Genomic DNA, 20460 nt, shown 5'->3' with positions numbered 1-20460 from the left:
GACCCCTTACAGCTTCATCAGGCTGGCGTCGTCGACCGAGGCCGAGTGGCGGGAACGGAACAGCGACACGATGATCGCGAGTCCGACCACGACCTCCGCGGCGGCGACGACCATCGTGAAGAAGGCGATGATCTGGCCGTCGAGATTGCCGTGCATCCGGGAGAAGGTGACGAACGCGAGGTTGCAGGCGTTGAGCATGAGCTCGATGCACATGAAGACGACGATCGCGTTGCGCCTGATCAGCACACCGGTCGCACCGATCGTGAACAACAGGGCCGCGAGGTAGAGGTAGTTGACGGGGTTCACTTCGAGGCCTCCTCGGTCCGCTTCAGGTGTGGCGGCTCGATCGCGGACCGCTCCAGGCGCTCCTCGGCACGCTGCTCCAGGGCCTTGAGGTCGTTCAGCGCCTCGGTGGACACGTCCCGGACCTGACCGCGCTCGCGAAGCGTCTTGCTGACCGTGAGCTCCGACGGGGTGCCGTCGGGCAGCAGACCCTGGACGTCCACGGCGTTGTGCCGCGCGTACACGCCCGGGGCGGGCAGCGGCGGTACGTGCTTGCCCTCACGGACACGCTGTTCGGCCAGCTCCCGCTGGGTCTTGGCCCGCTCGGTGCGCTCGCGGTGGGTGAGCACCATGGCGCCGACGGTGGCCGTGATGAGCAGAGCGCCGGTGATTTCGAAGGCGAAGACGTACTTGGTGAAGATGAGGGCGGCGAGGCCCTCCACATTGCCGTTCGCGTTCGCCTCGGCGAGGCCGTTGAACTCCGTCAGGGAGGCGTTGCCGATGCCGGCGATCAGCAGGATGCCGAAGCCGAGGCCACTGACGAGGGCCAGCCAGCGCTGGCCCTTGATGGTCTCCTTCAGGGAGTCCGCCGCGGTGACGCCGACGAGCATCACCACGAACAGGAACAGCATCATGATCGCGCCGGTGTAGACGACGATCTGCACGATGCCCAGGAAGTAGGCGCCGTTGGCGAGGTAGAACACCGCCAGGACGATCATGGTGCCGGCGAGGCAGAGCGCGCTGTGCACGGCCCTCCTCATGAAGACGGTGCACAGGGCGCCGATCACCGCGACGGTGCCGAGCACCCAGAACTGGAAGGCCTCGCCGGTCGAGGTGGAGTAGGCGGCGAGTTGCGCGCTCATCGGCCCACCACCTTCTGCGACGCCGGCTCGTCCGCGCCGGACGTGGCGGCGGCCTCCTGCGGGTCCTCGCCCTTGGAGACGGCCGGCTGCCGCTCCGTGCCGGGCGCCGCCTCCGTCACCAGCCCCCGGTAGTAGTCCTGCTCGTCCGTACCCGGGTAGATCGCGTGGGGCGAGTCGACCATGCCCTCTTCGAGGCCGGCGAGCAGTTGTTCCTTCGTGTAGATCAGGTTGGCGCGGCTGGAGTCGGCGAGCTCGAACTCGTTGGTCATCGTCAACGCGCGCGTGGGGCATGCCTCGATGCACAGACCGCACAGGATGCAGCGGGCGTAGTTGATCTGATACACCCGCCCGTACCGCTCGCCCGGCGAGTAGCGCTCCTCGTCGGTGTTGTCCGCGCCCTCGACATAGATGGCGTCGGCGGGGCAGGCCCAGGCGCACAGCTCGCAGCCGACGCACTTCTCCAGGCCGTCCGGATGGCGGTTGAGCTGGTGCCGTCCGTGGAACCGGGGAGCGGTGGTCTTCTGCTGCTCCGGGTACTGCTCGGTCAGCCGCTTCTTGAACATGGCCTTGAAGGTCACGGCGAAGCCGGCCACGGGGTTCTGGAAACCGGGCTTGGTCTCCTTGGGCTCCTCAGCCATCGGACGCCTCCTTTCCATCCAGCGATCCGTCACTCACAGTGTCCACTCCACCACTGACAATGAGCTCTCGCTCCTGGTGCGGGCGGCGCCTGGGCACCGGCGGCAACTCCTGTCCCGGCAGTGGCGGTACGGGGAATCCGCCCGCCATCGGGTCGAAGCCGGCAGGTTCGGCGGGGGCCTGCGCTTCCTTTTCTCCGTTGCGGAACATGTCCGCGATGAAGGACAGCAGCAACAGGACCAGGACACCGCCGCAGACGTAGAGGGCGATCTCGACGAAGTCGTAGTTCTCGTTGCGCAGGGTCCGTACGGTCGCGACGAGCATCAGCCACGTCACCGAGACCGGGATCAGGACCTTCCAGCCGAGCTTCATCAACTGGTCGTAGCGGACGCGGGGCAGCGTGCCGCGCAGCCAGATGAAGAGGAACAGCAGCAGCTGCACCTTGGCGATGAACCAGAGCATCGGCCACCAGCCGTGGTTCGCGCCCTCCCAGAAGGTGCTGATCGGCCAGGGAGCCCGCCAGCCGCCGAGGAAGAGCGTGGTCGACACCGCGGAGACCGTGATCATGTTCGCGTACTCGGCGAGCATGAAGATCGCGAACTTGATCGACGAGTACTCGGTGTTGAAGCCGCCGACCAGGTCGCCCTCGGACTCCGGCATGTCGAAGGGGGCGCGGTTGGTCTCGCCGACCATCGTGACGATGTAGAGGATGAAGGAGACCGGCAGCAGCAGGATGTACCAGCGGTCCTGCTGCTGCTCGACGATCGTCGACGTCGACATCGACCCCGAGTAGAGGAACACCGAGGCGAACGAGGCGCCCATGGCGATCTCGTAGGAGATCATCTGCGCGCAGGACCGCAGACCGCCCAGCAGCGGATAGGTGGAGCCGGAACTCCAGCCCGCCAGCACGATGCCGTAGATGCCGATCGAGGCGCACGCGAGGATGTAGAGCATCGCGATCGGCAGGTCGGTCAGCTGCATCGTGGTGCGCTGGCCGAAGATCGAGACCTCGTTGCCCGCCGGGCCGAAGGGGATCACCGCGATCGCCATGAAGGCCGGGATGGCCGCGATGATCGGCGCGAGGATGTACACCACCTTGTCCGCGCGCTTGACGATGAGGTCTTCCTTCAGCATCAGCTTGATGCCGTCGGCGAGCGACTGGAGCATGCCCCAGGGGCCGTGCCGGTTGGGGCCGACGCGCAGCTGCATCCAGGCGACGACTTTCCGCTCCCAGACGATGGCGAACAGCACGGACAGCAGCAGGAAGGCGAAGCAGAAGACCGCCTTGACGACGACCAGCCACCAGGGGTCGCGGCCGAACATCGAGAGGTCCTCAGCAGCGAAGTACGGGCTCATGCCTCCACCTCCTTGGGGGCGTCGGCGATGAGCGTCGCCGGGCCGATGCGGACAAGGGCGCCGGGCGTCGCCCCGGAGTCGGAGGCGACACCTCCACCCGTGGAGTTCAGCGGAAGCCAGACCACCCGATCGGGCATCGAAGTGATCAGCAGCGGGAGTTCGACCGACCCCGCGGGCCCGGTCACGGCGAGGACGTCACCGTCCTTGACGCCCACCTCGGCGGCCGTCGCGGGCGACACACGCGCGTGTGCGGCATGCCGCGTCCCGGCGAGCGCCTCGTCGCCCTGCTGGAGGACACCCTGGTCGAGCAGCAGGCGGTGACCGGCGAGGACGGCCTCCCCCGCGGCGGGACGCGGCAGACGGGCGGCGGTCCCGAGGGACTCGGTGGCCCGCGGCCCGTCCCACGCGCCGAGCCGGTCGAGCTCCCCGCGCGCGGTGCGCAGGTCCGGCAGGCCGAGATGGACGTCCATGGCGTCGGCGAGCATCTGGAGCACGCGCGCGTCGGAGGGCGCGGGACGGCGTGTCATCTGGTCGGGCTTCAGTGCCGCCTCGAAGAAACGGACCCGGCCCTCCCAGTTGAGGAAGGCGCCCGCCTTCTCGGCGACCGCGGCCACCGGGAGGACGACATCGGCGTGCTCGGTGACCTCACCGGGCCGCAACTCCAGCGACACGACGAAGCCGGCCTCGGCGAGCGCCGCACGCGCGCGTGCCGGGTCGGGCAGGTCCGCGACCTCGACGCCCGCGACGAGCAGCGCCTGAAGTTCGCCGGACGCGGCGGCCTCGACGATCTGCCCGGTGTCCCGGCCGTGACGGTGCGGAAGTTCGGCCAGGCCCCAGGCCGCGGCGACCTCGTCACGCGCGCGTGGGTCGGTGGCCGGACGACCGCCCGGCAGCAGCGACGGCAGTGCGCCCGCCTCGATCGCGCCCCGCTCGCCGGCCCGGCGCGGAATCCACACCAGTCGGGCGCCGGTCGCCGAGGCGGCCCGCACGGCGGCGGTGAGACCACCGGCCACACCGGCCAGCCGCTCGCCGACGACGATCACCGCGCCTTCGGCCCGCAGCGCCTCGGCGGCCCTGCCGCCCGCGTCCTCCAGGCCGACGCCGCCCGCGAGCGCGTCCAGCCAGTCCGTCTCGGTGCCAGGTGCGGCCGACAGCAGCGTGCCGCCCGCCTTCGTCAGGCCCCGGGTCGCGTGCGTGGCCAGCGAGAACACCCGCTGTCCGTGCTTGCGCCAGGCCTTGCGCAGCCTCAGGAAGACGCCGGGCGCCTCCTCCTCCGACTCGAACCCGACCAGCAGAACGGCGGGCGCCTTCTCCAGGAAGGTGTACGTGACGCCCGTACCGTCGAGGTCACGGCCGCGACCGGCGACGTGGGCGGCCAGGAAGTCGGCCTCCTCGCCGCTGTGCACACGCGCGCGGAAGTCGATGTCGTTGGTGTCGAGCGCCACGCGCGTGAACTTGCTGTACGCGTAGGCGTCCTCGATGGTGAGGCGGCCGCCGGTCAGGACACCGGTCCTGCCGCGCGACGCCAGCAGGCCCTGAGCCGCGATCTGCAACGCCTCCGGCCAGGAAGCCGGTACGAGGTCCCCCTCGGCGTCGCGCACCAGAGGCGTCTCGAGCCGGTCCCGCTGCTGGGGGTACCGGAACGCGAAGCGCCCCTTGTCGCAGATCCACTCCTCGTTGACCTCGGGGTCGTTGGCGGCCAGGCGCCGCATGACCTTGCCGCGCCGGTGGTCGGTGCGCGTGGCGCAGCCGCCGGAACAGTGCTCGCAGACCGACGGCGAGGAGACCAGGTCGAAGGGCCGGGAGCGGAATCGGTACGCCGCCGAGGTCAGCGCGCCGACCGGGCAGATCTGGATGGTGTTGCCGGAGAAGTACGACTCGAAGGGGTCGCCCTCACCGGTCCCCACCTGCTGGAGCGCGCCCCGCTCGATCAGCTCGATCATCGGGTCGCCCGCCACCTGGTTGGAGAACCGGGTGCAGCGCGCGCACAGCACGCACCGCTCACGGTCGAGCAGCACCTGTGTGGAGATCGGCAGGGGCTTCTCGTACGTCCGTTTCCTGCCCTCGAAGCGGGACTCGGCCTGGCCGTGCGACATGGCCTGGTTCTGGAGGGGGCACTCGCCGCCCTTGTCGCAGACCGGGCAGTCCAGCGGGTGGTTGATGAGGAGCAGCTCCATCACACCGTGCTGTGCCTTCTCGGCCACCGGTGAGCTGAGCTGGGTCTTCACCACCATGCCGTCCGTGCACGTGATCGTGCAGGACGCCATCGGCTTGCGCTGGCCCTCGACCTCGACGATGCACTGCCGGCACGCGCCGACCGGATCGAGGAGGGGATGGTCGCAGAAGCGCGGGATCTCGATGCCGAGTCGTTCGGCGGCCCGGATGACCAGGGTGCCCTTGGGCACGCTGATCTCGGCGCCGTCGATCGTCAGCGTCACGAGATCTTCCGGGGGGACCGCCGCCTCGCCGCCTCCGGAGGGAGCGCTGGTGGTCACCGTCATGCGTTCACCTCCGTGTGCTTGTCCGCCCAGACCGTCGACCTGGCCGGGTCGAAGGGGCAGCCGCGGCCCGTGATGTGCTGCTCGTACTCCTCGCGGAAGTACTTGAGCGAGGAGAAGATCGGCGAGGCGGCGCCGTCGCCGAGGGCGCAGAAGGACTTGCCGTTGATGTTGTCGGCGATGTCGTTGAGCTTGTCGAGGTCGGAGAGGGCTCCCTTGCCGGCCTCGATGTCCCGCAGCAACTGCACGAGCCAGTACGTTCCTTCACGGCACGGGGTGCACTTGCCGCAGGACTCGTGGGCGTAGAACTCGGTCCACCGGGTGACGGCCCGCACGACGCAGGTCGTCTCGTCGAAGCACTGGAGTGCTTTGGTGCCGAGCATGGAACCCGCGGCACCCACTCCTTCGTAGTCGAGAGGGACGTCGAGGTGCTCCTCGGTGAACATCGGCGTCGAGGAGCCTCCCGGTGTCCAGAACTTGAGCCGGTGCCCGGGTCGCATGCCGCCGCTCATCTCGAGGAGCTGGCGGAGGGTGATGCCGAGCGGGGCCTCGTACTGGCCGGGGCCGGCGACATGGCCGCTGAGCGAGTAGAGCGTGAAGCCCGGGGACTTCTCGCTTCCCATCGACCTGAACCATTCTTTGCCGTTTTGCAGAATCGCGGGAACTGACGCGATCGATTCGACGTTATTCACCACAGTCGGGCACGCATAGAGGCCCGCGACAGCAGGGAAAGGGGGGCGCAGCCGCGGTTGACCACGGCGGCCTTCGAGCGAGTCGAGCAGCGCGGTCTCCTCACCGCAGATGTACGCGCCGGCGCCGGCGTGCACGGTGAGTTCGAGATCGAGTCCGCTGCCCAGGACGTTCTCGCCGAGGTAACCCGCCGCGTAGGCCTCGCGCACGGCCTCGTGCAACCGCCGCAGCACAGGGACGACTTCACCACGCAGATAGATGAAGGCATGAGACGACCTGATGGCATAACACGCGATCACAATGCCCTCGATGAGGCTGTGCGGGTTCGCGAAGAGGAGCGGGATGTCCTTGCAGGTCCCGGGCTCCGATTCGTCGGCGTTGACAACTAGATAGTGCGGCTTTCCATCACCCTGGGGAATGAACTGCCATTTCATTCCCGTCGGGAATCCCGCGCCGCCCCGCCCTCGCAGACCGGAGTCCTTGACGTAGGCGATCAGGTCGTCCGGCGACATGGCGAGCGCCTTGCGGAGGCCCTCGTACCCTTCGTGCCTTCGGTAGACGTCCAGACTCCAGGACCGGTCCTCGTCCCAGAAGGCCGACAGCACGGGTGCGAGCAGCTTCTCCGGGCTGCTGCCTTTCAACTCGGGTGCCAAGGTCATCACTCCCCCTCCTCGGCGGTAGGCCCTGCCGGGTGGGCCGGGTCGGAGGCCGACGTGTCCTGAGGCGCGTCGTGCGAACTCTGGTGCTCCGCGGGCGACGGCTCGTGCACCGCCCGGTCCTGCGGCTCGTCGTGCGGGGCGCCGTCCCGCGGGTGGACCACGCGCGCGGGTGCGGTCTCTCCCCTTGCCAGGCGAAGACCCACCAGCGACGCCGGTCCGGCACTGCCGCTCGCCTCGACGGCCCCGTCCCGCTCGTCGGGGAAGCCCGCCAGGATCCGCGCGGTCTCCTTGAAGGTGCACAGCGGCGCACCGCGCGTCGGGGAGACGGTGTGACCGATCCGCAGGTCGTCCACCAGGCGCTTCGCGCTCTGCACGGTCTGGTTGTCGAAGAACTCCCAGTTGACCATCACGACCGGCGCGAAGTCACAGGCCGCGTTGCACTCGATGTGCTCCAGGGTGATCTTGCCGTCGTCGGTGGTCTCGCCGTTGCCGATGCCCAGGTGCTCCTGGAGCTGTTCGAAGATCGCGTCGCCGCCCATCACCGCGCACAGCGTGTTGGTGCAGACACCCACCTGGTAGTCACCGCTGGGGCGGCGGCGGTACATGGTGTAGAAGGTGGCGACCGCGGTGACCTCGGCCGTGGTCAGTTCCAGCACGTCCGCGCAGAACCGCATCCCGGTGCGCGTGACGTGTCCCTCCTCCGACTGCACGAGATGCAGCAACGGCAGGAGCGCGGACCTGGAGTCGGGATAGCGGGCGATGATCTCGCGCGCATCCGCCTCCAGCCGGGCCCGGACGTCGTCCGGGTAGGCGGGCGCGGGCAGTTCGGGCATACCCAGGCTGACGCCCCGCTCGGAAGAAGAGGTGGTCACCGGTCGACGCCTCCCATTACGGGGTCGATGGAGGCTACGGCGACGATGACGTCGGCGACCTGGCCGCCCTCGCACATCGCTGCCATGGCCTGAAGGTTGGTGAAGGACGGGTCCCGGAAGTGGACCCGGTAGGGGCGGGTGCCTCCGTCGGAGACGGCGTGCACCCCGAGTTCGCCCTTGGGTGACTCGACGGCCGCGTACGCCTGTCCCGGCGGGACGCGGAAGCCCTCGGTCACCAGCTTGAAGTGGTGGATCAGGGCCTCCATGGAGGTGCCCATGATCTTCTTGATGTGGTCGAGGGAGTTGCCGAGACCGTCGGGGCCCAGGGCGAGCTGGGCGGGCCAGGCGATCTTCCGGTCGGCGACCATGACGGGACCGGGCTGCAGCCGGTCCAGGCACTGCTCGACGATGCGGAGCGACTGGCGCATCTCCTCCAGGCGGACCAGGAAGCGGCCGTAGGAGTCGCAGGAGTCGGCGGTCGGGACATCGAAGTCGTATGTCTCGTAGTCGCAGTACGGCTGCGCCTTGCGCAGGTCGTGCGGGAGGCCGGTGGACCGCAGGATCGGGCCGGTGGCGCCGAGGGCCATGCAGCCGGCCAGGTCGAGATACCCGACGTCCTGCATACGGGCCTTGAAGATGGGGTTCCCGGTGGCGAGCTTGTCGTACTCGGGGAGGTTCTTCTTCATCTTCTTCACGAACTCGCGGATCTGGTCCACCGCGCCGGGCGGCAGGTCCTGGGCGAGTCCGCCGGGGCGGATGAACGCGTGGTTCATCCGCAGGCCCGTGATGAGCTCGTAGATATCGAGAATCAATTCACGATCACGGAATCCGTAGATCATGATCGTGGTGGCACCGAGTTCCATGCCGCCCGTGGCGATGCACACCAGGTGGGAGGACATCCGGTTCAGCTCCATCAGGAGCACCCGGATGATCTTGGTCCGCTCGGTGATCTGGTCCTCGATGCCGAGGAGCTTCTCGACGGCGAGACAGTAGGCGGTCTCGTTGAAGAAGGACGTCAGGTAGTCCATGCGCGTCACGAACGTGGTGCCCTGGGTCCACGTGCGGTACTCGAGGTTCTTCTCGATACCGGTGTGGAGGTAGCCGATGCCGCAGCGGGCCTCGGTGACCGTCTCGCCCTCGATCTCCAGGATCAGGCGGAGCACCCCGTGGGTGGAGGGGTGCTGAGGACCCATGTTGACGATGATGCGCTCGTCGTCGGCGCGGGTCGCGGACTGGACGACCTCGTCCCAGTCGCCACCGGTGACCGTATATACAGCGCCCTCGGTGGTCTCACGGGCGGATGCTGACTGCGTGCTCATGAGTACGACCTCCGCTGGTCCGGAGCCGGGATCTGGGCGCCCTTGTACTCGACGGGGATGCCGCCGAGGGGGTAGTCCTTGCGCTGCGGGTGGCCCTGCCAGTCGTCCGGCATCATGATCCGCGTCAGGGCCGGGTGACCGTCGAAGACGATCCCGAAGAAGTCGTAGGTCTCGCGTTCGTGCCAGTCGTTGGTGGGATACACGGAGACCAGGGACGGGATGTGCGGGTCGGCGTCCGGCGCGCTGACCTCCAGGCGGATCAACCGGTTGTGGGTGATCGAGCGCAGGTGGTAGACGGCGTGCAGCTCGCGGCCCTTGTCGTTCGGGTAGTGCACGGCGCTGACGCCGGTACAGAGCTCGAAGCGCAGGGCCGGGTCGTCGCGCAGGGTGCGGGCGACACGGAGCAGGTGCTCGCGCTCGATGTGGAACGTGAGCTCGTCGCGGTCGACGATCGTCTTCTCGATCGCGTTGCCGGGGAGCAGACCCTGCTCCTCCAGCGCGCCCTCGAGTTCGTCGGCGACCTCGTCGAACCAGCCGCCGTAGGGCCGGCTCGCCGAGCCCGGGAGCCGTACGGAGCGGACCAGGCCGCCGTATCCGGAGGTGTCGCCGCCGTTGTCGGCGCCGAACATGCCGCGCTGGACGCGGATCTCCTCGCCGCCCTGTCCGCGCTGGCCGGGGAGGTTGGAGGCGGAGAGATCCTTCTCGGGGTTCACCCCATTCGAGGAGCCGTTCGCGCCGTGGGTGCCGTTCGCGTCGCTCACCGCAGCAGCCCCTTCATCTCGATCATGGGCAGGGCCTTGAGCGCCGCTTCCTCCGCCTCGCGGGCCGCCTCCTCGGCGTTCACGCCGAGCTTGGTGTTCTGGATCTTGTGGTGGAGCTTGAGGATCGCGTCCATCAGCATCTCGGGGCGCGGCGGGCAGCCCGGGAGGTAGATGTCGACGGGCACGATGTGGTCGACGCCCTGGACGATCGCGTAGTTGTTGAACATGCCGCCGGAGGAGGCGCACACGCCCATGGAGATGACCCACTTGGGGTTCGGCATCTGGTCGTAGACCTGCCGGAGCACCGGCGCCATCTTCTGGCTCACCCGGCCGGCGACGATCATGAGGTCCGCCTGGCGGGGCGAACCCCGGAAGACCTCCATACCGAAGCGCGCCAGGTCGTAGCGGCCGGCGCCGGTGGTCATCATCTCGATGGCACAGCAGGCGAGGCCGAACGTGGCGGGGAAGACGGACGCCTTGCGCACCCAGCCCGCGGCCTGCTCGACGGTGGTCAGCAGGAATCCGCTCGGCAGCTTTTCTTCGAGTCCCATGGCTAAAGGCCCCTCAGTCCCATTCCAGGCCGCCGCGCCGCCATACGTACGCGTACGCGACGAAGACGGTGAGCACGAAGAGCAACATCTCCACGAGCCCGAAAACACCCAGGGCGTCGAAGGTGACGGCCCAGGGGTAGAGGAAGACGATCTCGATGTCGAAGACGATGAAGAGCATCGCCGTCAGGTAGTACTTGATGGGGAAGCGCCCGCCGCCGGCCGGCGTGGGGGTCGGCTCGATACCGCACTCGTAGGCCTCGAGCTTGGCGCGGTTGTACCGCTTCGGCCCGATCAACGTGGCCATGACCACGGAGAAGATCGCAAAGCCTGCCCCGAGGGCTCCCAGTACGAGGATGGGCGCATACGCGTTCACCGCTCCTCGCTCCTCTCAGTCGGCACTGACTGCTGGCGATGACGTCGGACTGGGCAGCCCCGCAAGTTCCACGGCCACCGCCCGTCCCGGCGAAGATCGCGAACATGTGAAGCAGGTCACAAGCCCAACTGCCTCGCATCTTATGCCCGCCGCTCTGTGATCTGCGACACGGGGTATTACACAAGCTTTGTGATCTCCACCACCTGACGAAGGATCATGAAGTCATATCGGCAGTGATCTTCATACGTGAAGCGTCAGAGTGATCACAAGAAGTGACATTTGCGCCCGTCACCGCAGGAATCGCGGGTCGTCTCCATATCAAGAGGCTTCCCTTGCATGCAAATTGGCGATGGACGCGGGGCCCTGATAGAGGCACGCATTCACACATCAGGGGGAGACGGAGTCGGGGTGTGGACGCGTGTACGCGCTCACAAGCGGAGGCGGCCGTGCCGGACACGCGAGACGCGGCCCTTGCGGTGACCGTTCCGTGACCTCCGCCACACTCGTGAGAGGCGCCTAAGAACGGGGCTTGGCCAACGGTCTCCACCGGTGGTAGGTGGCGGGCAATCCGGGCGTAACGACGAAAGTCCATGATCACAGGCTTGATCACCTGCGTCCGCAATGTCCGTTACGGCGTCAATAAAGAACCCAGGCCAGGGAATTTGGGGCGCCCATTGAACAACTGTGGCGCAGCACACGTTTCTTGAAGGTATGGAGGAGCCCCTGATACCGGTTGTACCCATGTCCCTCACCGCTCACATACGCAGCCACCGGAAACCCCGCCGCAGCGCGTCGACGATCGCGATGCGGGCCGGAGTCGCCAGTGGTGTCCTCGGCACGCTGGCCGTCGCCACAGCAGCCGGCACGGCCAACGCCGCCGAGCCGGTGACGCAGACGCTCGAACTGCCCGTTCTCACGGGCGACCTGGCCGCCCAGGTCGCGCAGTCCGCTCAGGCCACGCAGCAGGCCGCGGCGAACTACCAGCTTCAGGCCGAGCGCGACGCGGCCGCCACCGCAGCCGCCAAGGAGGCCAAGAAGGACCTCGCCCACGCCAAGGCCGAGGCGAAGAAGAAGAGCGAGGCCGCCCGCAAGGCCGCCGCCGAGCGGGCCACGCGCGCCGCCGAGCGGACCACGCTCACCTCTACGTCGAGCAGCAGCAACAGCAGCTTCGACAGCACGAGCAGCTCCACGGCGACCGGTTCGGCCGCGGCCGTCATCGCCTTCGTGAAGGCGCAGATCGGCGACGCCTACGTCTCCGGCGGCACCGGCCCGAACTCCTGGGACTGCTCGGGTCTCATGCAGACCGCCTTCAAGCAGGTCGGCGTCGACCTGCCGCGCGTCTCGCAGGACCAGTCGACCTTCGGCACCCAGGTGTCGCTGGACAACCTGCTGCCGGGCGACATCCTCTACTGGGGAAGCGCGGGCAGCGCGTACCACGTGGCGGTGTACGTCGGCGACGGGATGTTCGTCGGCGCGCAGAACCCGTCCACCGGTGTGGCCGAGAAGCCGCTGGCGTACGACCCGCCGACCGGCGCGGTACGGGTGCTCTGACACCCCCGGGACACCCCGGGTGCCCCCTGAGGGCACCTCACGCACGCAAGGGCCGCAGCCGCTCGGGGGCAGCGGCCCTTCGGGCTGCCGGCTCGCCCGGCGGATACGCGCGGCCCCGCGAGCCGCTCTTCCGGCGCGCGCGGGCTCAGCGGCCTCAGCAGCCGCCTGCAGAACGCGCGTAGAGGCCCCCAGCCGCCCCCAGGGCGCGCGTAGAGGCCCCCAGCCCGCCCCCAGCCGTCTCCCGGACCTGCCGGGGCGCACCGGCCGACTTCGTGACGCGCGCGGGCGCTCCGGTCGGACATGGTCGTGTGCTCGCCCGCGCGCCGCCCTTCGCATTGCCGATGCGGGCTGGGTCGGCGATAGCGCCAACCGCTTGCCGGACACCCGCTTTTCTCTGCAAACGAGAACAAAAAGGGCGCGCAGCGCGGTGAGTGGGGCGGGCCTGCGGGAAGAGGTCTTCGCGCCGGCCCGCCGGTGCCCCGGTTCCGGAGGGGCCCAGCCGTGGTCAGGCCTTCGGGGCCACCTTGCTCAGACCGTTGATGATGCGGTCCATCGCGTCGCCGCCCGTGGGGTCCGTCAGGTTGGCGAGCATCTTCAGGGTGAACTTCATCAGCAGGGGGTGGGTCAGGCCGCGCTGGGTCGCGATCTTCATGACCTTCGGGTTGCCGATGAGCTTCACGAAGGCGCGGCCCAGTGTGTAGTAGCCGCCGTAGGTGTCCGCGAGGACCTGCGGATAGCGCTGGAGGGCGAGTTCGCGCTGGGCGGGGGTGGCGCGGGCGTGGGCCTGCACGATGACGTCGGCGACGATCTGACCGGACTCCATGGCGTAGGCGATGCCCTCGCCGTTGAACGGGTTCACCAGGCCGCCGGCGTCGCCGACCAGCAGCAGGCCCTTGGTGTAGTGGGGCTTGCGGTTGAAGGCCATGGGGAGGGCGGCGCCCCTGATCGGGCCGGTCATGTTTTCGGGGGTGTACCCCCAGTCCTCCGGCATGGACGCGCACCAGGCCTTGAGGACCTCGCGCCAGTCGAGCTCCTTGAAGGAGTCGGAGGTGTTGAGCACACCCAGGCCGACGTTCGACGTTCCGTCGCCCATGCCGAAGATCCAGCCGTAGCCGGGCAGCAGACGGTCCTCACCCGGGCCCCGGCGGTCCCACAGTTCCAGCCAGGACTCCAGGTAGTCGTCCTCGTGGCGCGGGGAGGTGAAGTAGGTACGGACCGCGACGCCCATCGGGCGGTCCTCTCGGCGGTGCAGGCCCATCGCCAGCGAGAGACGGCTGGAGTTGCCGTCGGCGGCCACCACCAGCGGGGCACGGAAGGTGACTTCGCGTTTCTCCTCGCCCAGCTTGGCGTGCACGCCGATGATGTGGCCGGTGCGGTCGTCGACGATCGGGGCGCCGACGTTGCAGCGCTCGTAGAGGCGGGCGCCGGCTTTCTGCGCCTGGCGGGCGAGCTGTTCGTCGAAGTCGTCACGCTTGCGGACGAGTCCGTAGTCGGGGAAGGAGGCGAGATCCGGCCAGTCCAGCTGGAGGCGGACCCCACCGCCGATGATGCGCAGGCCCTTGTTGCGCAGCCAGCCGGCCTCCTCGGAGATGTCGATGCCCATGGCCACGAGCTGCTTGGTGGCTCGCGGGGTGAGGCCGTCGCCGCACACCTTCTCGCGCGGGAACTCGGTCTTCTCCAGAAGGAGTACGTCGAGTCCGGCCTTGGCGAGGTAGTACGCGGTCGTGGAGCCGCTCGGCCCCGCGCCGACGACGATCACATCGGCGGTGTTTTCGGAGAGGGGCTCGTTCACGACGGTCACGGCGGGATCTCCCCAAGTTCGGAATCTTCGTGCCGACCGGCACTGGACACGGGCAGTCTATTCAGCAGAATTGATCACCAGGCTGAAGGGCTGCCCCGTGAACCGAGCTCTCCCCGTAGTACGGCTGCGTGTCCCCACGGACGAGGACGCGCTCACCTGGCACCGGGTCTTCGACGACCCGGACGTGATGGAGTTCCACGGCGGCAGGTCCGCGGAGCTGTCCGCCTACGAGGAGCTCACCGCCCGCCAGCGCCGGCACGACGCCGAACTCGGCTTCTGTCTGTGGACGATGCTGGACCGGGACGACCGGGTCATCGGGTTCACGGGCGCCCAGCCCTGGCCGCAGCAGTGGGGCCCCGAGGGCGAGATCGAGATCGGGTGGCGGCTCGGGCGGGAGCACTGGGGGCAGGGATATGTGACGGCGGCCGCGCAGATGACGCTGGAGCGGGTGCGGGCGGCCGGGGTGCCGGGTGTGGTGGCCATGGTCGACGCGCGCAACACGCGGTCCATCGCCGTCACGGAACGGCTGGGCATGCGGCTCGCGGAGGTGTTCACGACGCCGGAGTCGCGGCGGGAGGGGCGCTGCTACCGCCTCGCCTGGTGACCCCCGCCGCCGGGCCGGCAAGTCACTCACTGTAGTTGTTGGCTACAGAAAGACACGTGAGCCTTCCGGATGGCACCCCCGGGCGGTTACCCTTCCAGTACCGCTGGGGGTGACATTTGTGCTCATACCACCCAAAACACCCGTCGTGCGCGTGCCGAGACTCGTCGGTCTGATGGCCATGGACGCGCGCGAGGCGGCCGCGGCACAAGGCGTGCTGCTGGCCGCACCGGACAGGCCCGAGTTCCACCGCGCGGTCGTGGACTACGTCGTACGGCAGTACCCGCCGCCCGGTGTCGAGGTGCCGCGCGGCGCCGTCGTCACCGTGTGGTTCGAATTCGGCGAAGGCGAGGGCGGCGGAGGCGCGGGCGTGCGCGAGCCTCGGGTGCCCGGACCGGGCGGAGGCGGGCTGCAGCGCGAGCTGGACCGGCCCGGACGTCCCTTCGAGGCGATCACCGGGTAGCGGCAGACCGGCCGGAGCCGGCCCGAGGGCCCGAGCCGCACCGGACTCCGAGGCGGGCTTGACGTCCGCGCCGCGCTGACGTCCGGGGCGGGCCTCAGGCCTCCTTGAAGCCCCGGTGCAGGGTCACCACGCCGCCCGTCAGGTTGCGCCAGGCGATCTTCGCCCAGCCGGCCTTGCGCAGGTGCTCGGCGAGGGCGGGCTGGTCAGGCCAGGCGCGGATGGACTCGGCGAGGTAGACGTAGGCGTCCGGGTTGGAGGAGACCGCGCGGGCGACCGGGGGCAGCGCGCGCATCAGGTACTCGGTGTAGACGGTGCGGAAGGGCGCCCAGGTCGGGTGCGAGAACTCGCAGATCACGATGCGTCCGCCGGGCCGGGTCACCCGGTGCATCTCGCGCAGGGCGGCGTCGAAGTCCTGCACGTTGCGCAGGCCGAAAGAGATGGTGACGGCGTCGAAGACGTCGTCCTTGAAGGGCAGTCGCGTGGCGTCCCCGGCGGTGAACGGCAGCCAGGTGTGGTTCTTCTTCCCGACCTGGAGCATGCCGAGGGAGAAGTCGCACGGGACGACATAGGCGCCGGTCCGCGCGAAGGGGAGGGAGGACGTCGCCGTACCCGCGGCGAGGTCCAGGACCTTCTGGGCGGGGCGGGCGTCGACCGCCTTCGCGACCTCCTTGCGCCACCTCCGGTCCTGGCCGAGCGACAGGACGTCGTTGGTCAGGTCGTACCGTTCCGCCACGCGGTCGAACATCGAGGCGACTTCGTGGGGCTGCTTGTTCAGGGAAGCACGGGTCACCCGCCCATTGTGGCAGCCCCCTCCTCACCGGCTCACGGCAGGAGCCTCGGCTTCTTCCGTGCCGCGACGTCCTCGACCCACCCGCAGAGCAGCACGAACAGCACGATCAGCAGCCAGCCCACGCCGAACATGAACCACTGGCTCTCCAGCGGCAGGTACTTCTCGAACGCGGGGACGTCCCAGAACCGGTCGATCAGCGGCACGGCCAGGATCAGGGCTATCTCGTGCCAGAGGTAGATCGTCACCGCGCGCGCGTTGAAGACGGTGACGATCCGGTTCGTGCGCCGGAAGCGGGTGAGCCAGGCGAAGTCGATCCCGAAGTACGCCTTCGCCCACATCAGCAGCATGACGAAGCCCGCCGACCAGAACGCCTGCGCGAGGGGGTCCTCGTCGAGGTCGTAGGTGCCGAACTCGGCCTGGTGCGTGAAGGCGTACCAGCCGCCGAACCCGATCGCCGCGAGCGACATCACGACCACCAGGGCCGGCTTCATGCGCTGCAGGACGCCGTCGCGGTGCGCGAAGCCGAGCATCCAGCAGAAGAGGTACGTCGACAGGTCCCACATCGCGGTGCCCACGCGGTTGTCCGGGCCCGCCCATACGAAGGTCAGCACCAGGATCGGCGCGAGGGAGAGCGCCAGCACGGGAACCGGGGCCAGCCGGAACAGGCGCAGCAGGAGCGGGGAGAGCAGGACGAACCAGAGGTACGTCCGCAGGTACCAGAGGATCTCCCAGGCCTGCTGGCCCCAGGCGTTCCCCGGCGGGTCGCCGAGCGGCACGATCCAGTAGACGATCTCCCAGCCCGGCATCCAGTCGTGGATCAGCATGGCCAGGACGACGAAGACGCCCCAGAACCAGAAGGGGGGAAGGAGCCGGCGGAAGCGGCTCTTCACCACCTTCAGCGCCGGACGCTCCAGGGACTTCGCCATCAGGGTGCCGGCCAGGCCGAACATGATCCCCATGGAGGGGAAGACCATGCCCGCCCAGGCCCAGCCGAAGGTGTGGTAGGCGACGACACGGATGAGGGCGAGGGCGCGGAGCGTGTCGAAGTAGCGGTCGCGCTGGGGAGCGGCGGGCTTGGACGGGGGCGGGGGCTTCTCCGTCGTCTCCTCGGTGACGGACGCCCGGGCCTCGGGCTCCCGAACGGCTTCCGGGCCCGGATCCGGGTCCGCGTCCACGTCCACGTCCACGTCCACGTCCACCACCGGCAGGGTCGCCGTCTCCTCGACGGCGACACCCTGCCCGTACTCCGCGCTCTGCGAGTACTCCGCGTACTCCTGCGGATACGGCTGCTGCGGATACGGCTGCTGCCCGTGCTCCTGCGGATACGGCGGCTGCCCGTACTGGTGTGGATAGGGCTGCTGTGGAGAGGACGGCTGCTGCCCGTACCCGTCGTACCCGTACGGGTACGACGACGACTGCCCGTGCTCGTAGCCGTACCCCTGCCCAGGGCCCTGGCCGAAGCCCTGCTGCTCCCAGCTCATCAGCTCACCCCGGCAGGGGTGCCGACCTCGCCGGTGCGCTTCAGCTTCTGCCAGCGCAGGCGGCCGCCGGTGAGGGCGGTGATGCAGGAGTGGATGAGGACGAGGTACATCATCTGGCGGTAGGCCAGTTGCTGGAGCGGCATCATCAGCAGGTAGCGGTACTTCTCGCGGTCCAGGCGGAACGCGTAGGCCGCACAGCCCAGCTGCACGCCGAGGACCGCCAGCCAGGCCAGCAGTGCCGCCTGGAAGTCGACGAAGATCATCGAATAGATCGTGAACACGTCGATGAGCGGGGCGAAGACCGGCGTGATGATCTGAAAGAGGACCACGAGCGGCATGCCCACCCGGCCGAAGCGACCCGAAGGCCCCTTGTCCGTCAGGGACTTGCGGTGCTTCCACAGCGCCTGCATGGTGCCGTAGGACCAGCGGTAGCGCTGGGACCACAGCTGCTTCAGGGAGCCGGGCGCCTCGGTCCAGGCCTTGGCGTGCTCCTGGTAGACGACCTGCCAGCCCCCGCGGTGCATGGCGATGGTGATGTCGGTGTCCTCGGCGAGGGTGTCCTCGCTCATGCCGCCGACCTCGAGCACGGCCTCGCGGCGGAACGCGCCGATCGCGCCGGGGATGGTCGGCATGCAGCGCAGCAGGTCGTACATGCGGCGGTCGAGGTTGAAGCCCATCACGTACTCGATGTGCTGCCAGGCGCCGATGATCGTGTCGCGGTTGCCGACCTTGGCGTTGCCGGCGACCGCGCCGACCTTCGGGTCGGCGAAGGGCTGCACGAGCTGGTGCACGGCGTCCGGCTCGAAGACCGTGTCGCCGTCCATCATCACGACGATGTCGTAACTGGCGCTGCGGACACCGTTGTTGAGGGCGGCCGGCTTGCCCGCGTTCTCCTGCCGGATGACGCGGACGTTCGTCATGCCGAGGTCCCTCGCCGCCTCGCGCGAGATCTCGGACGTGTTGTCCGTCGAACCGTCGTCCACGATGATGATCTCGATCGGATGGGTGCTCTTCGCCAGCGACTTCAGGGTGTTGGCGATGCACTCCTTCTCGTTGTACGCCGGGACGATCACGCTGACCGGACGGGTGATGGCCGGCCCCCAGCTGAAGCGGCGCTTGTTGCGCTTTCTGTAGTGGCGGCGGGCCAGGATCAGCATCATCCCGAACCGGCCTATGACGGCCACGCCGACGATCATCAGCCCCACCGACAGTGTCGGGACGGTCCACTCGGCGAGGGTGACCGCCGCGATCAGGGCCTTGCCCTCGTAGAGGGTGACGCCGGTGGCCTCGCGGTGGGCCGCCTGGAGTCGGTTGACGCTCTGCCCGGTGCCGCCCTCGCCGTTGGGCACGTTGCCGGACTGCCCGCCGGTCGCCCCCTCGGTTCCCGTCGTCCCCTCGGTCGCCGTCGCAGCGCCGGCCCCGGCCGCACCCGGGGCCTGCGGCTGACCCGTGCCGGAGGCCCCGGGTGCGGCGTTCTGCTCCTGCATCACACCGCTGATGGTGGTGAAGGTGTAGCCCGCGGCCTTCATCTTCTTGATGTACTTCGGCAGTGCCTCGATCGTCTGCGAGCGCTCGCCACCCGCGTCGTGGAAGAGCACCGACGCGCCCTTGCCGTCCTCCGGCGTGGCCCCCTCGATGATCTTCGAGACGCCCGGCTTCTTCCAGTCGTCGCTGTCGGTGTCGACGAAGACGCTGGTGTAACCGTCCTCGCCGAGCTCCTCGTAGACGGGCCAGCTGTAGTTGTCGATGGCGTCCGTCTCGGAGGAGTACGGGGCGCGGAAGAGCGTCGTGGTGATGCCGGCCGCTCCCGCGAGCGCGAGCTGGGTCTGCTCCATCTCGCGGTCGACGCGGGCCTCGGACTGGTAGGAGAGGTCGACGTGGGTGAAGGTGTGGATGCCCACCTCGTTGCCCTCCTCGACCATGTCCTCCACGATGCTCGGATAGCGCGAGACCATCGAGCCGACCAGGAAGAACGTGCCGGGCACGTCGTACTCCTGGAGGATCTTCAGCACCTGGGGCGTCCAGGTCGGGTTCGGGCCGTCGTCGAAGGTCAGCGCGATGGTCTTGTCCGGCACCGAGAGGGTCGTGGCCTGGCCGCCCTGGAAGGTCAGGATCGGGCCGCCGTCGAGGACCTTCTCCGGCACCTTGCCGGCGCTGGCCCCGGTGCGCACCCGCTGGTCCCCGCCGACCTCGGCGCGCAGATAGCCGTCGAGGAGCATCACGCTGGTCAGCGCGAGCAGAAGCAGCAGGGCGAGGATGACACGCGGTTTCTGGAGCGCCGAGGCCTTGCCCGCCGCCCGCGACATGCGGGTCGGGGCACGGCGGCGGCCGCGAGAGGAAGTGGTCGTCATGGGAGTGGCTGAACTCCGGTCAGTTGGCGGCCGCGGAGGCGGTCGCGGTCGGGGCGGAGCTCGGCGGCTCGCCGGTGGCGACGCCCGTGGGCGGAGTGCCGGTGGGCATCGAGGGCGGGGTGCCGGTACCGCCCTGCGGCTGGGCGCCGCCGGGGCCGGAGTTCTGGGAACCGCGCGGGCCTCCGTTGCCGAACGGCAGCAGGGAGGACGGGGCCAGGGAGGTGCCCCAGCCCATGAAGGCGGCGCCGAGGACGACGGCGTACACAAGACAGCCGACCCCCATGAGGAGGCCGATCCGGCGCAGCAGCTTGGACCTGCGTCCGGAGGTGTCAACGAACACGGGCCCCTCGGCGGAGGCGTCGTCACGTTTGCGGCCGCGACGGCTGCCGCGAGCGGCGGCACGGCTTTCGATGGCAGGCTCGGATTGCATTCCACGGATATTAGAGAGCCTTTATGTGGCACAAACTCTGCATCGCTTGTGAGAGACCCATGAGAAACGCGTGAACCTGTCTCTTCCCTGAGAGATCCCCCAATCCCCTGCGCGACACCCGCCCATCATGGG

19 protein-coding genes are annotated in these 20460 nt (G+C 68.9%); 3 read left to right on the top strand and 16 right to left on the bottom strand.

The window, feature by feature from the left end; translation table 11 throughout:
• Window positions 1–6 precede the first annotated feature (6 nt).
• From nuoK to ACFWBD_RS10280, 11 genes are read right to left on the bottom strand one after another with little or no spacing between them, the layout of a single operon-like run.
• On the bottom strand, window positions 7–306 hold the full coding sequence (gene nuoK / locus ACFWBD_RS10330) for an NADH-quinone oxidoreductase subunit NuoK (protein ID WP_020130147.1): 300 nt from the start codon (window positions 304–306) through the stop codon (window positions 7–9).
• On the bottom strand, window positions 303–1145 hold the full coding sequence (locus tag ACFWBD_RS10325) for an NADH-quinone oxidoreductase subunit J (RefSeq protein WP_385665424.1): 843 nt from the start codon (window positions 1143–1145) through the stop codon (window positions 303–305). The genes nuoK and ACFWBD_RS10325 overlap by 4 nt, the downstream gene beginning before the upstream one ends.
• Window positions 1142–1783, bottom strand: a complete 642-nt coding sequence (nuoI, locus tag ACFWBD_RS10320; protein ID WP_385665420.1) for an NADH-quinone oxidoreductase subunit NuoI — start codon at window positions 1781–1783, stop codon at window positions 1142–1144. Before nuoI ends, ACFWBD_RS10325 begins: the two co-directional genes overlap by 4 nt.
• Entirely contained in the window at window positions 1776–3137 is a 1362-nt protein-coding gene (gene nuoH / locus ACFWBD_RS10315; RefSeq protein WP_385665417.1) for an NADH-quinone oxidoreductase subunit NuoH, read from the bottom strand. Before nuoH ends, nuoI begins: the two co-directional genes overlap by 8 nt.
• The gene (locus tag ACFWBD_RS10310) at window positions 3134–5638 is read right to left on the bottom strand and encodes an NADH-quinone oxidoreductase subunit G (RefSeq protein ID WP_385665414.1); all 2505 of its coding nucleotides are present in this window, start codon (window positions 5636–5638) and stop codon (window positions 3134–3136) included. Before ACFWBD_RS10310 ends, nuoH begins: the two co-directional genes overlap by 4 nt.
• Window positions 5635–6987 (bottom strand): NADH-quinone oxidoreductase subunit NuoF, encoded by a 1353-nt coding sequence (gene nuoF / locus ACFWBD_RS10305; RefSeq protein ID WP_385665412.1) that lies wholly within the window; start codon window positions 6985–6987, stop codon window positions 5635–5637. Before nuoF ends, ACFWBD_RS10310 begins: the two co-directional genes overlap by 4 nt.
• A complete protein-coding gene (gene nuoE / locus ACFWBD_RS10300; protein ID WP_385665409.1) occupies window positions 6984–7856 on the bottom strand; it encodes an NADH-quinone oxidoreductase subunit NuoE in 873 nt (290 codons plus the stop codon). Before nuoE ends, nuoF begins: the two co-directional genes overlap by 4 nt.
• The gene (locus ACFWBD_RS10295) at window positions 7853–9175 is read right to left on the bottom strand and encodes an NADH-quinone oxidoreductase subunit D (protein ID WP_385665407.1); all 1323 of its coding nucleotides are present in this window, start codon (window positions 9173–9175) and stop codon (window positions 7853–7855) included. The genes nuoE and ACFWBD_RS10295 overlap by 4 nt, the downstream gene beginning before the upstream one ends.
• Window positions 9172–9936, bottom strand: a complete 765-nt coding sequence (locus ACFWBD_RS10290) for an NADH-quinone oxidoreductase subunit C (protein WP_385665405.1) — start codon at window positions 9934–9936, stop codon at window positions 9172–9174. The genes ACFWBD_RS10295 and ACFWBD_RS10290 overlap by 4 nt, the downstream gene beginning before the upstream one ends.
• The gene (locus ACFWBD_RS10285) at window positions 9933–10487 is read right to left on the bottom strand and encodes an NADH-quinone oxidoreductase subunit B family protein (protein WP_062640096.1); all 555 of its coding nucleotides are present in this window, start codon (window positions 10485–10487) and stop codon (window positions 9933–9935) included. The genes ACFWBD_RS10290 and ACFWBD_RS10285 overlap by 4 nt, the downstream gene beginning before the upstream one ends.
• A gap of 13 nt (window positions 10488–10500) precedes the next feature.
• Window positions 10501–10860, bottom strand: a complete 360-nt coding sequence (locus ACFWBD_RS10280) for an NADH-quinone oxidoreductase subunit A (RefSeq protein ID WP_007383963.1) — start codon at window positions 10858–10860, stop codon at window positions 10501–10503.
• A gap of 741 nt (window positions 10861–11601) precedes the next feature.
• On the opposite strand from ACFWBD_RS10280, the gene ACFWBD_RS10275 reads away from it, so the two are divergent.
• On the top strand, window positions 11602–12411 hold the full coding sequence (locus ACFWBD_RS10275) for a C40 family peptidase (protein ID WP_385665402.1): 810 nt from the start codon (window positions 11602–11604) through the stop codon (window positions 12409–12411).
• 505 nt (window positions 12412–12916) lie between these two features.
• Here ACFWBD_RS10275 and ACFWBD_RS10270 read toward each other — a convergent pair.
• Window positions 12917–14212 (bottom strand): geranylgeranyl reductase family protein, encoded by a 1296-nt coding sequence (locus tag ACFWBD_RS10270; RefSeq protein WP_385665401.1) that lies wholly within the window; start codon window positions 14210–14212, stop codon window positions 12917–12919.
• 97 nt (window positions 14213–14309) lie between these two features.
• Here ACFWBD_RS10270 and ACFWBD_RS10265 point away from each other — a divergent pair, with 97 nt between their 5' ends.
• Window positions 14310–14816 carry a GNAT family N-acetyltransferase gene (locus tag ACFWBD_RS10265; protein ID WP_385665398.1) on the top strand — a complete coding sequence of 169 codons (507 nt, stop codon included), beginning with the start codon at window positions 14310–14312 and terminating at the stop codon, window positions 14814–14816.
• 145 nt (window positions 14817–14961) lie between these two features.
• Window positions 14962–15276 carry a PASTA domain-containing protein gene (locus tag ACFWBD_RS10260; protein ID WP_385665395.1) on the top strand — a complete coding sequence of 105 codons (315 nt, stop codon included), beginning with the start codon at window positions 14962–14964 and terminating at the stop codon, window positions 15274–15276.
• A 94-nt stretch (window positions 15277–15370) separates the two neighbouring features.
• Here the strand turns inward: ACFWBD_RS10260 and ACFWBD_RS10255 are convergent, their stop codons facing one another.
• The 4 genes from ACFWBD_RS10255 to ACFWBD_RS10240 are packed head-to-tail and all read right to left on the bottom strand — an operon-like array spanning window position 15371 to window position 20328.
• Window positions 15371–16066 carry a demethylmenaquinone methyltransferase gene (locus ACFWBD_RS10255; protein WP_385665394.1) on the bottom strand — a complete coding sequence of 232 codons (696 nt, stop codon included), beginning with the start codon at window positions 16064–16066 and terminating at the stop codon, window positions 15371–15373.
• A 32-nt stretch (window positions 16067–16098) separates the two neighbouring features.
• The gene (locus ACFWBD_RS10250; RefSeq protein ID WP_385665391.1) at window positions 16099–17547 is read right to left on the bottom strand and encodes an acyltransferase; all 1449 of its coding nucleotides are present in this window, start codon (window positions 17545–17547) and stop codon (window positions 16099–16101) included.
• Window positions 17547–19898 carry a bifunctional polysaccharide deacetylase/glycosyltransferase family 2 protein gene (locus tag ACFWBD_RS10245; protein WP_385665389.1) on the bottom strand — a complete coding sequence of 784 codons (2352 nt, stop codon included), beginning with the start codon at window positions 19896–19898 and terminating at the stop codon, window positions 17547–17549. The genes ACFWBD_RS10250 and ACFWBD_RS10245 overlap by 1 nt, the downstream gene beginning before the upstream one ends.
• Before the next feature lie 19 nt (window positions 19899–19917).
• Entirely contained in the window at window positions 19918–20328 is a 411-nt protein-coding gene (locus ACFWBD_RS10240; RefSeq protein ID WP_385665386.1) for a hypothetical protein, read from the bottom strand.
• Window positions 20329–20460 lie beyond the last annotated feature (132 nt).

It is taken from the genome of Streptomyces sp. NPDC060002, from assembly GCF_042737245.1.
Taxonomy (GTDB): domain Bacteria; phylum Actinomycetota; class Actinomycetes; order Streptomycetales; family Streptomycetaceae; genus Streptomyces.
The sequence above is the reverse complement of the archived record's forward strand: the minus strand, read 5'-3'. Positions and strand labels throughout refer to the sequence as shown.